This window comes from Allobosea sp. CRIB-10, from assembly GCF_900112185.1.
Taxonomy (GTDB): Bacteria; Pseudomonadota; Alphaproteobacteria; order Rhizobiales; family Beijerinckiaceae; genus Allobosea.
Map to the genome: position 1 here is coordinate 158368 of NZ_FOKP01000008.1, position 13993 is coordinate 172360.

General features: G+C 67.9%; 19 protein-coding genes and 2 tRNA genes. 3 read left to right on the forward strand and 18 right to left on the reverse strand.

The annotated features are described in order from the left end of the window. Positions 1-29: 29 nt before the first annotated feature. The 10 genes from BMZ69_RS12985 to BMZ69_RS31585 form a co-directional block, all read right to left on the reverse strand. Complete coding sequence (locus BMZ69_RS12985) at positions 30-1013, reverse strand: TRAP transporter substrate-binding protein (protein ID WP_092157054.1); 984 nt, start codon at positions 1011-1013, stop codon at positions 30-32. Next, positions 1004-2866 carry a TRAP transporter large permease gene (locus BMZ69_RS12990; RefSeq protein WP_092157055.1) on the reverse strand — a complete coding sequence of 621 codons (1863 nt, stop codon included), beginning with the start codon at positions 2864-2866 and terminating at the stop codon, positions 1004-1006. Before BMZ69_RS12990 ends, BMZ69_RS12985 begins: the two co-directional genes overlap by 10 nt. Positions 2867-2885: 19 nt before the next feature. Continuing rightward, positions 2886-3200: an NIPSNAP family protein gene (locus BMZ69_RS12995; RefSeq protein ID WP_092157056.1), complete on the reverse strand. Its 315-nt coding sequence runs from the start codon at positions 3198-3200 to the stop codon at positions 2886-2888. Positions 3201-3443: 243 nt separating this feature from the next. Next, on the reverse strand, positions 3444-3947 hold the full coding sequence (locus BMZ69_RS13000; RefSeq protein WP_092157057.1) for a GNAT family N-acetyltransferase: 504 nt from the start codon (positions 3945-3947) through the stop codon (positions 3444-3446). 45 nt (positions 3948-3992) lie between these two features. Continuing rightward, positions 3993-4226 (reverse strand): hypothetical protein, encoded by a 234-nt coding sequence (locus BMZ69_RS13005; protein ID WP_092157058.1) that lies wholly within the window; start codon positions 4224-4226, stop codon positions 3993-3995. An 83-nt stretch (positions 4227-4309) separates the two neighbouring features. Further along, positions 4310-4516: a hypothetical protein gene (locus BMZ69_RS13010; RefSeq protein ID WP_092157059.1), complete on the reverse strand. Its 207-nt coding sequence runs from the start codon at positions 4514-4516 to the stop codon at positions 4310-4312. 106 nt (positions 4517-4622) lie between these two features. Beyond that, a complete protein-coding gene (locus BMZ69_RS13015; RefSeq protein ID WP_092157060.1) occupies positions 4623-4847 on the reverse strand; it encodes a hypothetical protein in 225 nt (74 codons plus the stop codon). A gap of 11 nt (positions 4848-4858) precedes the next feature. Beyond that, entirely contained in the window at positions 4859-5107 is a 249-nt protein-coding gene (locus BMZ69_RS13020) for a hypothetical protein (RefSeq protein ID WP_092157061.1), read from the reverse strand. A 428-nt stretch (positions 5108-5535) separates the two neighbouring features. Further along, positions 5536-5609, reverse strand: a tRNA-Gly gene (locus BMZ69_RS13025). A gap of 94 nt (positions 5610-5703) precedes the next feature. Next, the gene (locus BMZ69_RS31585) at positions 5704-5841 is read right to left on the reverse strand and encodes a hypothetical protein (RefSeq protein ID WP_175506786.1); all 138 of its coding nucleotides are present in this window, start codon (positions 5839-5841) and stop codon (positions 5704-5706) included. A gap of 155 nt (positions 5842-5996) precedes the next feature. On the opposite strand from BMZ69_RS31585, the gene BMZ69_RS32375 reads away from it, so the two are divergent. Next, positions 5997-6119, forward strand: a complete 123-nt coding sequence (locus tag BMZ69_RS32375; RefSeq protein ID WP_280142091.1) for a hypothetical protein — start codon at positions 5997-5999, stop codon at positions 6117-6119. 89 nt (positions 6120-6208) lie between these two features. Here BMZ69_RS32375 and BMZ69_RS13030 read toward each other — a convergent pair whose 3' ends face one another. The 4 genes from BMZ69_RS13030 to BMZ69_RS13045 form a co-directional block, all read right to left on the reverse strand. Further along, the gene (locus tag BMZ69_RS13030; protein ID WP_175506787.1) at positions 6209-7447 is read right to left on the reverse strand and encodes an MFS transporter; all 1239 of its coding nucleotides are present in this window, start codon (positions 7445-7447) and stop codon (positions 6209-6211) included. Between the two features lie 161 nt (positions 7448-7608). Further along, positions 7609-7693, reverse strand: a tRNA-Tyr gene (locus BMZ69_RS13035). Positions 7694-7843: 150 nt separating this feature from the next. Then, positions 7844-8422, reverse strand: a complete 579-nt coding sequence (locus BMZ69_RS13040) for a hypothetical protein (RefSeq protein ID WP_092157063.1) — start codon at positions 8420-8422, stop codon at positions 7844-7846. 33 nt (positions 8423-8455) lie between these two features. After that, positions 8456-9031 (reverse strand): AAA family ATPase, encoded by a 576-nt coding sequence (locus tag BMZ69_RS13045; protein ID WP_092157064.1) that lies wholly within the window; start codon positions 9029-9031, stop codon positions 8456-8458. A 110-nt stretch (positions 9032-9141) separates the two neighbouring features. Between BMZ69_RS13045 and rlmB the strand changes: the two genes are divergently transcribed. Continuing rightward, positions 9142-9927 (forward strand): 23S rRNA (guanosine(2251)-2'-O)-methyltransferase RlmB, encoded by a 786-nt coding sequence (gene rlmB, locus BMZ69_RS13050; protein WP_244543349.1) that lies wholly within the window; start codon positions 9142-9144, stop codon positions 9925-9927. Positions 9928-9933: 6 nt separating this feature from the next. On the opposite strand, the gene BMZ69_RS13055 is transcribed toward rlmB, so the two are convergent. Then, the gene (locus tag BMZ69_RS13055) at positions 9934-10356 is read right to left on the reverse strand and encodes a hypothetical protein (protein ID WP_139219046.1); all 423 of its coding nucleotides are present in this window, start codon (positions 10354-10356) and stop codon (positions 9934-9936) included. Between the two features lie 139 nt (positions 10357-10495). Then, complete coding sequence (locus BMZ69_RS31125; protein ID WP_139219047.1) at positions 10496-10762, reverse strand: hypothetical protein; 267 nt, start codon at positions 10760-10762, stop codon at positions 10496-10498. Here BMZ69_RS31125 and BMZ69_RS13060 point away from each other — a divergent pair. Next, entirely contained in the window at positions 10737-12365 is a 1629-nt protein-coding gene (locus tag BMZ69_RS13060; protein WP_092157067.1) for an MFS transporter, read from the forward strand. The two genes, BMZ69_RS31125 and BMZ69_RS13060, sit on opposite strands and share 26 nt — an antisense overlap. Before the next feature lie 108 nt (positions 12366-12473). Here BMZ69_RS13060 and BMZ69_RS13065 read toward each other — a convergent pair whose 3' ends face one another. Continuing rightward, positions 12474-13157, reverse strand: a complete 684-nt coding sequence (locus tag BMZ69_RS13065; protein WP_244543350.1) for a L,D-transpeptidase — start codon at positions 13155-13157, stop codon at positions 12474-12476. 123 nt (positions 13158-13280) lie between these two features. Further along, entirely contained in the window at positions 13281-13991 is a 711-nt protein-coding gene (locus tag BMZ69_RS13070; RefSeq protein ID WP_175506789.1) for a PA1136 family autoinducer-binding transcriptional regulator, read from the reverse strand. Positions 13992-13993: the final 2 nt, after the last annotated feature.

The following is a 13993-nucleotide window of genomic DNA, read 5'->3' on the forward strand; positions in this document are numbered from 1 at the left end:
CGATGCGGAGTGGAAATCGAGGCAAAGCATCAGGCGCTGCTGGCGATTGCCTCGATCTTCTCGATCCCGCCGAGCTTCGGCGCGAAGGAGGCCCAGACCTTGCGCGCCCCGGCCTCCCAGCCGGGTCGGTCCTCCGGCTGCACGACCTTGCCGCCCTCGGCCTTCGCCTTGGTCATCGAGGCGTCCTCATCGGCGACGATGAGTTCGTCGAAATAGCCCGCCCCTTCCGCAGCCGCGGCCGCGAACGCCGTCTTGTCCTCGGCCGAAAGCCCCTTCCAGAAGCTGGCCGAGACCGCCACCACGCCGGTCGCCCAGATATGGCCGGTCTCGATCAGATAGGGCACGACCTCGTGCAGTTTGAAGCCGACATAGGCCGACTTGGTCAGATCCATGCAGTCGACCACGCCGGTCTTCAGCGCGTTGTAGGTCTCGGGGATCGGGATCGGCGTCGGATGGGCGCCGAAGCCCGACCAGAGCTCGGTATGCAGCGGACTCTGGATGACGCGGATGCGCTTGCCTTTGACGCTGGCGGGCGTCGTGAGCGGCTCCTTGGCGAGGAGATGGCGGGCGCCGTAATTGATGAAGCCGAGCACGACGAAGCCCTGCGCCTCGTATTTGCGCCTGAGCTCCTCGCCGAGCGGCCCGGCCAGGACGCGCTTGAGATGGGCGCGGTCGCGGAACAGGAAGGGCAGATCGAGGAGCTGCCCGTCCGGCACCCATGAGGAGAGCGCCGAGATCGTGAACAGCGAGGCCTGGACCGAGCCGAGCCGCAGGCCCTCGGCGACTTCCTTCTCGCCCCCGAGCGCGGCATTGGGCACGACGCGCAGGTCGAAGCGGCCAGGCGCGCTGATGTTGAGCTTTTCGGTGACCCGGCGCCAGATCTTCGTCTCCGGCTTATCCTCGCCGAGCAGGGAGGCGACCGTGACCGGCCGGCCGACGGCGAAGGCGCGACCCGATAGGAGGGTTGGCGCAGCAATCGAAGCGGCGGCGAAGGCGCGGCGGGTCAAAGCCATCGGAACAACTCCTTGAAGGACAGAGGTAGCGACGGCCAGGCCGCCACCGCAAGACAGAGGGTAAAGAGCGCGACGAGAAGGCTCGCCAGCAAAGGCAGCACGGCGCGGAAGACCGCGGCCGGCGAGAGCCGCATGATGCCGCTCACGACATAGACGAGGATGCCGAGCGGCGGCGTCAGCCCGTGGATCATCAGGTTGACGACGAGCACGACGCCGAACTGGATCGGATCGAGGCCGGCGGCGATGGCGGCCGGCAGCAGCAGCGGCGCGAGCAAGAGGATCGCCGCGCCGATGTCGAGGAACAGGCCGGCGATCAGCAGGACGAGATTGGAGAGCAGCATCACCGCAAGCGGCCCGCCGCCGAGCGCGGTGACCAGCCCGGCCATCTGCTCGGAGACGCGGTCGACCGCGAGCAGGAAGGCGAAGGGTGCGGAGGCGCCGATCAGCAGCCCGACCGCCGCCGCCTCCCCCGCCGCCTTGCGCAAGGACGCCAGTACGGTCGTTCCGTTCAGGCTGCGCAGCAGCAGGCAAGCGACCAGCGCATAGGCGACGGCGAGCGCCGAGGCCTCCGTCACCGTGACCACGCCGAAGCGGATGCCGACCACGACGACGATGCCGAGCCCGATCGCCGGCAATGCACCGACGAAGGAGCGCGCCCGCTCGGCATTGCTGGCGCGCGGGGCGGAATCGACGACGCCGCGGACGCTGAGATGGATGCCGATGGCGAGCGCCACCGTCAGCACCGCGCCCGCAACGAAGCCGCCGACCAGGAGCGAGCCGACCGAGAGATTGGTCGCCGCCGCCAGGATCAGGAAGGCTATCGAGGGCGGGATGATGTTGTCGAGCATCGAGACGACGGCGACGATCGCCGCCGCATTGGCGGGCGGATAGCCGCGCGCCACCAGTGCCGGCGCCATCACCTTGGCGCCGAAGGCGGCATTGGCGACCGAGGAACCGGACGCGCCGGAGAACAGCACGCTCGCGACCAGCGCGGTCTGCGCCAGCCCGGCCCGGAAATGCCCGACCAGCGCCGCAGCGAAGCGCACCAGCCGTTCGGCGAGGCCGCCTGCGGTCAGCAATTCGCCGGCGAGCAGGAAGAAGGGGATCGCCAGCAGCAGGAATTTCGACACGCCCGCCACCGTGTTCTGGACGATGGCCGGCTCCGGCAGCAAGCCGCCGAAGGCGCCCGAAAGCGAGGCGCCGGCAAGCAGGGCGAAGGGCAAGGGCGCGCCGAGGAGGAGCCCTGCCCCCGCCGCGAGTCCGGCGACCAGGCTCGGCGTCGCGACAAGGAAACCGGTCACGCTGTTCGCCAGCCCATAGAGACCCGCTCCGACCACTAATGCGGCGAGCGCCGCCCGCCAGGATTGTGCGAGTGCCGCTCGCCAGAGCACGACGACCAGCGTCAGCCCGCCGCCGATCGCGAAGCTGGCGAAGCGCAGGCTTTCAGGCAGGCCGAGCACGGTCGATGTGCCGCCGACCAGCGCGGCGACGCTGGCGCCGCCGAGCGCCAGCACCAGCGCGCCATGGACGGCAATCGCCTCGGCCAGGATGGCGGCGATGCGCCGCCCCGGCGCCGGCAGCAGGTTGACGACGACGTCGAGCCGCATGGCGAGCGCACTCGTCGCCGCCAGCGGCGCGCCGACCGCCACCAGCGCGACATTGAGCCAGATCGCGAGTTCGTCCGACCAGACGAGGCCACCGCCGACGAGATAACGACGGGTGACGGCCGCCATCACTACCAGGAAGAGGACGGCCAGGATCGCGGCGCCCAGCCATTCGAGGCTCGCCACGAGCACGCCGAGGCCGCGCCTGCCGATCGGCTGGGCGGACGGTTGGGTCGGCGCAGCGGCCATGGCGGCGCCCGGCACCAGCTCAGCGCAGCGGCGAGAAATGCGTCGGCCGCAGGATCCGGCTGCGCATCTCGAGCACGTAAGGGGCCGCCTTGGCCCGGAAGACCTGCCAGCGCGGATCGGCCTCCATCGCGGCGCGCCGGCGCTCGCGGTCGCCGGCATCCTCGAAGCGCCACATGTGCACGACCTCGTTGACCACGCCGCTATCGGTGGTGAACCAGCCGATCAGATGGCCGAGATGGGAGATCTGCAGCTCCATCCCCTCGGCGACATAGAGGTCGAGATAGTCGCGCACATGCGCGGGCTTGATGGCGTAGGTGCGCTCGTCGAGGATCATCCAAATCCCTCATGGCAAACGGCTGGCCGCGTTGCGACGAGCGATCAGTAGCCGTCTTCGCGGCAAAGCCCAACCGGCGCGGCACCGGCCGAACCTGCGATCGGCGCATGGCGGCCCTCGCTCGCGGCGAATGGCCGGCCATCGGCGAAGGGAGCACGCGCCAGAACCGCGGCAAGGAGAAGAATGAACTGCGATCCAGCCTGCCGAGAGCAACATCTTGCTTTTTTCGGACGCGTGGGCCGCTTAACCGCCATGCAGATAGAGATCGGCCTGGGCATCGCCGCGATAACGCGGCTCGGCCAGCGCGAATCCGGCCTGCCGCAGGAGGTGCACCGAGACGCTGTTGGCGGGATCGACCGTCGCCCGAACCGGCGAGATGCCGCGCTCCGCGGCGAAGGCGACGAGCCCGGCGAGCAACTCCTTGCCCAGGCCCCTGCCCCAGCTGGCGCGCCGAAGGCCGTAGATCAACTCTTCCGTACCATCGCCCGGCCTCGCGAAGCCGGCCCAACCGATCACCTCGCCGCCGGCGCGCTCGACGACAGCGCCGGTGCCATAGCCGAAGCGTTCGAGATTGGCCGCCGAACGCTCGACCCAGAGCGCCGCGACATCGGGCGCGAGCGCCTGCCCGTCATCGACGAAGCGGTGAACCTCCGGATCGGCGAAAAGGGCGACCAGCAGCGGCGCGTCGGCCTGGACGAAAGGCCTGACGACGAGCCGCGCCGTCTCGAGCTGCGATGCATGGATCATGGGACTGATTGAACAGGCTCGGGCAGCCGGACGGAAAGCCGGAGGCTACTCCTCGCCGGAACCGTAGGACCGCTCGGCCCGATACGCTCGCCGCTCGCCCTGGCGCTCATAGCGCCGCTCGCGGTCGCGATCCTGCGTCATGACGCAGTTGGCGTAGGCATCGGTGCCGCGCTGGAAGCCATAGGCGTCGCAGCGCGAGCGATCCTCGACGATCGGGTCCGGCGTGCTCGCGCAGGCGCCGAGAGCCAGGGTGAGAGCAGATGCGGCGATGATCCTCATGGGAAGAGGATGGAAACACCGCATGGCTGCTTTGGGGCGACAATCCGGCAGTGATGGGGAGACAGCTGAGCCGACTCAGCACGTCAGCGCGCAGTGCCCTCGGCGGCGCTTTCGAGAATCCTGACAGTCTCTTCCAGGCTTTCCTTCACGCCGAGCTGGAAGTCCTTGCGGAAGGCGATGATCGTGTCGGGCGGCTGGCCCTTGAAGGTATAGACGACGCTGACCTGGTCGGGATTGACGTAGACGGGCTTGCCGTCGCTGGGCGAAGTGAACTTGCAGAGCTTGGGCATGTGACGTGTCTCCGGAACGCTCTGAGCGATTCAGTCATCATAGCCTAGCAAACGAACGGGCCCCGCCACAGCGGTGGCGAGGCCCGCACGGAATCAAACCTGATGATCAGCGCGCGATGCGGGCACGCCCGCCGCAGAAGCGCTGCTCCACCGCACGCTCGTAGCCGAGCTCGCGGTCATAGACCATGACGGTGCGGGTCAGGCAGTCGCCCTCCTGCACCAGCCCGGTATTGATCAGGCGGCCGTCCGGGTCGGCGACGACGGTCGGCGTGCAAGCCGCCGCCGCTGCGGCGAAGCCGAGGCCGGCGATCAATTTGACGATGCGATCCATCACGGCCCCACTCACATATAGAGGCCGCGGCCGCAGCGACGCACGCGCCGGTGCTCGTAGTAGCCGGTGTAGCGGTTGAACACGCGCACCGTCTTGTAGAGGCAGTATTTGCCGTCGTTGCGACCGTCGTAATAGGTCCGGCCGGTGTCGAGATCGACCCCGAGGAACTCGTCCTTGCCCTTCTTGCCTTGGGCGAAGGCCGGGGCCGCTGCGAGGCTCAGAGCAGCGAACCCTGCTGCGGCGATGGCTATCTTGAGCATGGCATTTCTCCTGTCTTGCGGCGGAAATATGTCCAGCACCGCGTGCGGGGCTTTGGGAAGATCAGTCCGATTTTCGCTCGCTTCCGCGAGATTATCCACGGGGAGTGCCGTCGTCGGCGGGCGATCATGGCAATTCCTCGCTCAGCCCACAATAGATAGACTTGCCGGGCCGGCCCAGACCGCGCCGCAATCTGGCCATGATTGGGACGCGCGCCGCGCTCAACGATCTCGGGGGCTGCGAAGAACGGACATGTCCCAGTCTTCGGCTACGCCGCTAATCGACCAGACCAAGCTGACCTGCTTCGTCGGCAGGGTGGCTGGCCGTCGTGCGATTCAGGCGCTCAGCGCTGCGCCCACTTGCTGCCCGTTTGATGTACCAGCGCGTTCGAGGCCCAAGGCCTGCAACTGAACATCTTGCTGGGGGCGGTTGGAGCGGGTGAAGGGAATCGAACCCTCGTATTCAGCTTGGAAGGCTGCTGCTCTACCATTGAGCTACACCCGCGCCGGGCCGCCAAATTCCGCATCCGGCCGGCAGGTGTCAACCCGTCGCGGCGAAGAAGATGCCTTCATCCACCAGGGCGCGCATGCGGGTGAACTCAGATGTCGCTCAGAGCCCGCCGGCCGAGCCAGATCGCAGCGCCGGTGAACAGGCCGAGCGCGGCCCCGCCGACGATCGTGCCGAAAGCCAGAGCGCCAGCAGCGGCTATCGCTGCGCTGAAAAGCACGATCCCCATGATCCCTCTCTCCGACGGCCAGCCTAACGAGACAAGGCTGGCCGGCTGCCCCCATTTGGGGGCGAAAGAGAGAATTTCGAGTCCTTGCGTCGCTGCCCCCCAAATGGGGGGCGATATTGCCCCTCGACGCTGATATGCATTCGTGGGGGCAAAACATGTTCGAGTTCAGTGAGTTCTGCAATCCGTTGAGAGCCGAGGTCGCCGCGGCGATTCCACTGCCGCTGTCGATGTTGATCCACGGCCTCGGCATCCTCGCCGTGCTCTTCTTGGAGCCCTGACGGTCTTGGCCGCGCCTGCACGAAACGAGCCTCTCGCCGATCCCGCGCGGGCGAGGTAACGCCAGCCCGCCGGCATTTTTGCTGAACGATCAGCGCTTGGTCATCTCGATGTCCGGGATCGTCGGACTGGTGGCGCCACGCTCGCCCTCGACGAGCGGCGGCGACGGATTCCGCGAGATCCGCAGCGCGATGTAGATCGCAACGGCGACCGACAGCCCGACGAGATAGATCAGCATGCCCTGCGGGCCTCTGAGCTGCATCAGCAAGGTGGCGGCCAGCGGTCCGATCGCCGAGCCCGTGCCCCAGAGAAAAAGTAGCTGCGCCGAAAGGCCGACAGCCTGGTCGCGACCCATGCGGAAATAGGCGTGGGTGACGGCCACCGTGTAGAGCGGGATGCTGCAGCCGCCGATCAGGGCGAACAGGCCGAAGAGCCAGAACCGGCCATGGGCAGGGTCGACCTCAAGCAGCATCGTCAGACCGGCCGCCGCGAACGCAACGAAGCTGACCGAAACCAGCATGATCAGCCGGCTGGCGATACGGTCCGCCAGCAGGCTCATCGGCCATTGCAGCAGGAGGGCACCGATCTGGATACCGGCGGTGAGCAGGATCGTCGCGCGCTGGTCGAGGCCGGACAGGATGCCGTAGGCGGGCGCGACGCTGGTCAGCGGGCCGCCGACCATCCCGACATAGAGGCAGCCGACGACGGCGGCCGGCGCCTGCCGCCATAGCGTGCGCAGCCCGACCGAGACGATCTCGCTCGATTCGGGCCCTTTTGCCTGCGTCAGCGCGACGGGAATCAGGGCGATCGAGAAGGCCATGCTGGCGAATAGGAAAATGTCCTGGGACTGGATCGCGACGTAGCCGACGCCGATCTGCGAGCCGATCAGCGCGACGCGGTTGAGGATCTGGTAGATGCCGAAGATGCGGCCGCGCTGCGACCGGTTGGCCTGGCCGCTGATCCAGCTTTCGATGCAGATGCCGTGGCCGGCGGCCGCCAGGCCCATGATCAGCCGCGACGTTCCCCACCAGGCCTCCGGCAACAGCGGGAAGCTCAGCGTCGAGACCGCCTGAAGCGCGGCAAACACGGCAAAGCCGCGGATATGACCGACGCGGCGGACGAGCGCGGGATTGACGAAGCAGCCGATGAGGAAGCCGAGCGAATAGGCCGAGGCGACGAGGCCGATCAACAGCGGCGGCTGGTTCGCGATCGCCATCTGCAGCGGCACGACCGTGTTCACGATCGTCCCGGCAACCTGCAGGATGAGGGCGCCCGCAACGATGGCGCCGAGCGCGGCGACAGAACCGCCCCCTTGGGTCTTTGCTGTCACTGCACCGTCATACCCGAATAGCCGATCTAGCGAGGCTATCAGCTCGCCCGGATTCGGGGAAGGCGGAGTATTCGTCAGTCTCGCCTTATCGACGCGCCGCGGCGACAGCTTCGGGTAAAGAGCTGAAGTTATGGAAGGAAGGCGGCCCTCAGGAGGCAAGGTGGTGGGGGAAGCAGGACTCGAACCTGCGAAGGCATAGCCAGCGGATTTACAGTCCGCCCCCTTTGCCGCTCGGGACATTCCCCCGCCTTGCCGCAGGCCAACCCGAGAGCTGGCCGCAACCGCCTGTTTCACTTTTGTGAAGGGCGGCAGGCGCGGGCGGACTTATGAGGAGAGGGCCGCCGCCTGTCAACGCCTAAAAGGCATCTGACGACAAGCAATCGTGCCGAGCCGCCTTCAGCCCTGTGGCCAAATGCTGCGGTGACGCCTGCGCCAGGCGAGCGCAGCCGGGACGAAGGCCTGGAACGGCGTTTTTTCCGGCCGCTCGATCGCATCGGCGAGATCGGACGGCGGGTAAATCAGGCTGCGCACGCCATGGCGATGCAGCCAGACCGGCAGCTCTCCCTGCCGGGCGAACATGGCGACGACCTGCCGGACCAGTTCGCTGCGCAGGGCCCGCGGGCTGCCGACGGGCCTCGCCACCACGCAGAAGCGCGAGAACGGATTCGGATGAGCCTCCTCGCCCTCCAGGCAGAAGATCACGCCGCAGCGGTCCGGCCGCGCCTCGTCCGGCATGGCGTCGATGCGCCGCCACAGGCAGAACCAGCGCCGGCAGATCTCCGGCCGCGTCACATGGATGCCGCAGCCACTGCCGGTGTTGTGGCGGCACATGACGCCGGCCGGCTTGCCGACCTGCGGATCGACGATGCGCAGCACCTCGCAGCAGGCGACGCAATCGCCGCAATCGCGTCCGGGCACCAGATGGTTCAGCGTCCGGCCCGAGCGCATCGTGCCGGAATCGGAGCTTTCCGCCATGGCGCCTCTCCGGACTGCGGCGAATGGCGGAATCTAGCGCGAATCCTGACCTATCGAAAGCTCAGCCGCCACGTGCTTCAGCACGAAGGCGACGCGGATCCCGACATCGGCGCGCGGCAACTCGACGAGTTCGTAGCCCTGCTCGCGATAGGCCGCGGTGACCGCCTCATAGGTGCGCTCGGCCTCGGCGAAATCCTGCCTGCGCTCGGCATCCTGCGCGTAGATCTCGCGCCAGGGCGGTGCGATGAAGACGATGCGGGCATAGCGGAAGGCATGGGCCGCGCGGTCGACATGGTCCGGTACCGGCAGCCCGCACAGCCTGAGATAGCCGATGCTGTCGGGCACGCCGCGGTCGAAGAAGACCGGAGCCGTGCTTCCCTGCGCTTCGGCATGGGAGCGCAGATCGAAATTCAGCATCAGCTCGGCAAACAGCGCCGGATCGCGCCAGGGCAAGGCCGGCCCGTCGATGGCGAGCTGGTCGCGGATGATCGCCCGTCCCGCCTCGGGCGCTACGCTGTGTCCCGCAACCGCCAGCGCATCGAGCAATGTCGTCTTGCCGGCTCCCGGCCCGCCAGTCAGCACGAACAGGCGCTCATGTCTCGTCGTCATCCGCAGTCTCTCCTTGCAATGAATGGGGTGAAAACCCCGCTTAGCGGCCTTCGGGCTGGCCAAGCCGGCCGCGCCATGGCAGGGCATGGCGTCACCTTTCCGGAGCCATGATGTCCGCCCCGTCCCGCCCCCGTCCCCAGAGCCGCCACGGTCGCCCGCATCGGGACGGCCCACCGCCGCACCGGCCGGGCGAGATCGACGAGGCGATCCTCTACGGCGCCCATCCGGTGATCGAGGCGCTGCGCAATCCGCGCCGGCGCTTCCGCAAGCTGCTCGCCACCGAGAACGCGCTGAAGCGGCTGACCGAGGAGGTCGGCGAATTGCCGATCGAACCGGAGATGGTGCGTCCCTCGCACATAGACCGGCTGCTGACGCCGGACGCCGTGCACCAGGGGCTCTATCTGGTCTGCGATCCCCTGCCCTCGCCCGATCTGGATAGCCTGCCGGACGATGCGATCGTGCTGGCGCTCGACCAGATCACGGATCCGCACAATGTCGGGGCGATCCTGCGCTCGGCTGCAGCCTTCGCGGTCGCCGCCGTGATCGTCACCATCCGCCATTCGCCGGCGGCGACGGGCGTCCTGGCCAAATCGGCCTCCGGCGCGCTCGAGCACGTGCCGCTCGTCGCGGTGAAGAATCTGGGAGATGCGCTGACGAGGCTGGGGGAGCGCGGGTTCCTGCGGCTCGGCTTCGATTCGGAAGGGGACGTCCCGCTCGACGAGGTCCCGCTGCGCCGTCCCCTGGTACTGGTGATGGGCGCCGAGGGCAAGGGCCTGCGCCAGCGTTCGCGCGAGCTCTGCGACCATCTCGCCCGGCTCGACATGCCCGGCGCGATCAAGAGCCTCAACGTCTCGAACGCGACCGCGATCGCGCTCTACGCCGCGACCCGGCGCTGACGAAGCTCAGCGCCGCGCCACCCCGCCGTCGCTGCTGAAGCGCATGACCCGCACCACGGGTTGGCCGCGACGGGTTTCGATCCGGTACAGCACGGGATCGGCGGCCGGCGGCCGCGGAATGCCGATCGCGACCGGGATCGAGGGCTCCTTGACCGAAGGGGGCTCGCTCGCCTCCGGCAGCACGATCACGACCCGCTGGTCGCCCGGCCAGCCAGAGAAGCCAGAGAAACCGCCGCCATAGAAGCCGGCGCGGCCATGGCGGACATGGCCCGGCCGTGCGCCCGGTCGCATCGGGGCGAAACGTGGAGCCGAGCCGGACACGCCGGCCGAGGGCGCAGCGCCGAAGCCCGGCGCTGCGGCGGCCGGGTAGGCTACGACGCACAGCCCCGCAAACGCGGCGAGCAGAGGCACTCCGGAGCGAACTGTCATGCGATCGTCTCCCTTCCCGCATGGCCTGCCGGTCCGAGACCGACATGGTTAGCGGAAGGTTAACGAATCGGATCGAGCAAGGCGAGTCAGCAGGGACGCGAGAGCCGGACCGCCCCTGAAAAGCGCTCAATCCTTCGTCTTACGCCTTTCTGTGCAAGACCAAGTGCTCGGTTGAAGATTGCCGGGGGTGGACGCATTCGTAGCCCATCAAACTTGGCTTTTCAAAGGCTTTGCCCTGAGTCGGCTCGCCCGGCTCCAAGCGAAGAACCGCCGGCAAGGCGGCGTGAGGATGCAGCGGGTGGTCCGCCGCATCCGGGGGAACGACAAGACGGGAGCGCTTCATGAGTATGGCAGCAACAGCGGCTTCACAGCCGCGTCCGATGACCAGGGAAGAAAGGAAGGTCATTCTGGCCTCCTCCCTGGGCACGGTCTTCGAATGGTACGATTTCTACCTCTACGGCTCGCTCGCCACGATGATCGGCGCGCACTTCTTCTCGGCCTTCGACCCGAACACGCGCGCCATCTTCGCACTGCTGGCCTTTGCCGCAGGCTTCCTCGTGCGCCCCTTCGGCGCGTTGTTCTTCGGCCGCCTCGGTGACCTGATCGGCCGCAAATACACCTTCCTCGTCACCATCGTGATCATGGGCGCCTCGACCTTCCTGGTCGGCCTGCTGCCCAGCTATGCCTCGATCGGCTGGGTCGCGCCGGTGGTCCTGATCGCGCTGCGCATGCTGCAGGGCCTGGCGCTCGGCGGCGAATATGGCGGCGCGGCGGTCTATGTCGCCGAGCACGCCCCGGTCGGACGCCGCGGCTTCTACACCTCCTGGATCCAGACCACGGCGACGCTCGGCCTGCTGCTGTCGCTGATCGTCATCCTGGGCATCCGCACCACGATGGGCGAGGCCGACTTCGCCGCCTGGGGCTGGCGCATTCCCTTCCTCGCCTCGATCTTCCTGCTCGCGATCTCGGTCTGGATTCGCCTCCAGATGCAGGAATCGCCCGCCTTCCAGAAGATGAAGGCTGAGGGCACCGGCTCGAAGGCGCCGCTCTCGGAAGCGTTCGGCCAGTGGAAGAACGCCAAGATCGCGCTGCTCGCTCTGTTCGGGCTCACCGCTGGCCAGGCCGTCGTCTGGTATACCGGCCAGTTCTACGCCCTGTTCTTCATCCAGAGCATCCTCAAGGTCGATCTCTACTCGGCGAACGTGCTGATCGCCTGGTCGCTCATCCTCGGCACCGGCGGCTTCATCGTCTTCGGCGCGCTCTCCGACAAGATCGGCCGCAAGCCGATCATCCTGGCCGGTTGCCTGATCGCGGCGCTGACCTACTTCCCGCTGTTCGGTGCCCTCACCAAGGCGGCGAACCCCGGCCTCGCCGCTGCGCATGAGAACGTCAAGGTCCAGGTCGTCGCCGATCCCGCCAGCTGCGGCTCGGTCTTCGATCCGGTCGGCGTGCGCACCTTCACCCAGCCTTGCGACATCGCTCGCCGTACGCTGGCGACCCAGGCGATCGTCTACACCCAGGCCCCGGCCCCGGCCGGCACGCCGGCCAAGGTCACCGTCAACGGCAAGGACGTGGTGATCGACGGCAGCTTCGCGGCGAACATCGCCAAGGAAGCGGTCGCGGCCGGTTACCCGGCGGCGGGCGACGCCCGCATCGTCAAGACGGGCTTCCTCGGCGCCCTGTTCGGTGCGCAGTCGCTGACGATCATCGCGATCCTGACCGTGCTCGTCATCTATGTGACGATGGTCTACGGCCCGATCGCGGCCGCGCTGGTCGAGCTTTTCCCGACCCGCATCCGCTACACCGGCATGTCGCTGCCCTATCATATCGGCAATGGCTGGTTCGGCGGCCTGCTGCCGGCGACCTCGTTCGCCATGGTGGCCGGAACCGGCGACATCTACTACGGCCTCTGGTACCCGATCGTGATCGCGATGATGACCTTCGTCATCGGCATGCTCTTCGTGCCCGAGACCAAGGATCGCGACATCCTGACCCACGACAACACCTGATCCTTCAGGCCGGACCGGCTCAGCCGATCCGCAGGAGCCCCGCCCGAAAGGGCGGGGCTTTTCGTTTTTCCGGGGTCGACGAGCCGCTGACGAGGCCGATCTGCGGCCTCACGCCGGCAGCACGGTCACCGGCGTGCCCAGCGCGACGCGGGCGTAGAGATGGATGATGTCCTGGTTGATCATCCGGATGCAGCCCGAGGAGACATTGGTGCCGACGGTATAGGGCTCGGTCGTGCCGTGGATGCGGTAGCCGAGATCGCGTCCCTCGCCGAAGAGATAGAGCGTGCGGGCGCCGAGCGGGCTCTTCGGCCCGCCGCGCACGCCGGGGCCGCGCGGCGTCGGCTCGAGCTGGGCCCTGATCTGCGGATCGCGCTCGATCATCTCCTGCGGCGGCACCCAATCGGGCCAATCGCGCTTCATGTTGATCTTCGCCTGGCCAGTCCAGCCGAAGCCCTCGCGGCCGACGCCGACGCCATAGCGCGTGGCGACCCCGCGCGATTCGACGAAATAGAGATGGTAGGAGCCGGGATCGACGACGATCGAGCCCGGCGGCTCGGCCCCACCGAACTCGACAGTCTGGCGCAGATAGCGCGGCTCGATGCTCTGGTAGTCGATCGCCGGCACCGGAAAGCGCTCGCCCGGATACTCCACGTAGACCTGCGCATAATTCGGCCGCGCCAGCGTCCGCGTCAGGCTGCGGCTGCTCGGCGCGGCGATCTCCGGCAGCGCCACGATGCTGCCTCCCCCGCCACAGCCGGCAAGGCTGGGAGCGAGCAGCGAAAGGGATGACATGGTAAAGGACCGGCGGCTCAGCATGGACTCATCTCGGGCAAGGCTTTTGCAAAAGCATCGACTTAGATGGTTACGGGCAGGTGAATGCCGCCGTCATGCCGCCCGTCCTTCCCGGGTCCGGCGTCACCCCTCGATGTCGCCATTGCGGATCGCGGCCCGGATTGCCTGAGCCGTCGTCGCGGCGCCAAGGCGCCGGCGTGCCCGGCGCAGATGGTTCTCGATCGTGCGTTCCGACAGGCCGAGCGTCGCGGCGATCTCGGCCTGTCGCCGGCCCGCCGCCGTCCAGGCCAGGACCTCGCGCTCGCGGTGCGAGAGCGTCCTTGCCAGCTCGCCGGCCGGGGCCTCGAGCAATTTGCGGGCAGCGGTGAAGGCAGCGGCGGCGACGACCGATGCCGCCAGGCGCGCCGACGACGAAGCATCGATCTGCTCGCCGCCGAGGCTCATCGCCCCTTCGAGGCCGAGCGGACCGAAAACAGGCACCTGCAGGCCATGAAGGCCGCGACCACGCGGCGTGCGGACGACGCGATAGAGTTCTCCGGCCGCATTCTCGGTCTTGGTCCAGAAGAACGGCTCGCGCGCTTGCAGGACGTGGCGGGTCATCGGGCAGCGCCGGACATAGGTCTCGGCATCGACCTCTTCGCCGACGCCGAACCAGTCGCCCTCGACCCAGTAGATGCGCTCCACCTCGTCATCCTGCGTCGCCGATGCCGAGAACAGCACGAAGCGGTCGTAGCCGAGCGGCCGCGCGAAGGCGCGAACCGCCTCCTGGATCGCCGGCAGGGCAACGCTGCCTTCGATCGCCAGGGCGGCGCGGAAGGCCGCATCGGCCTGCATGC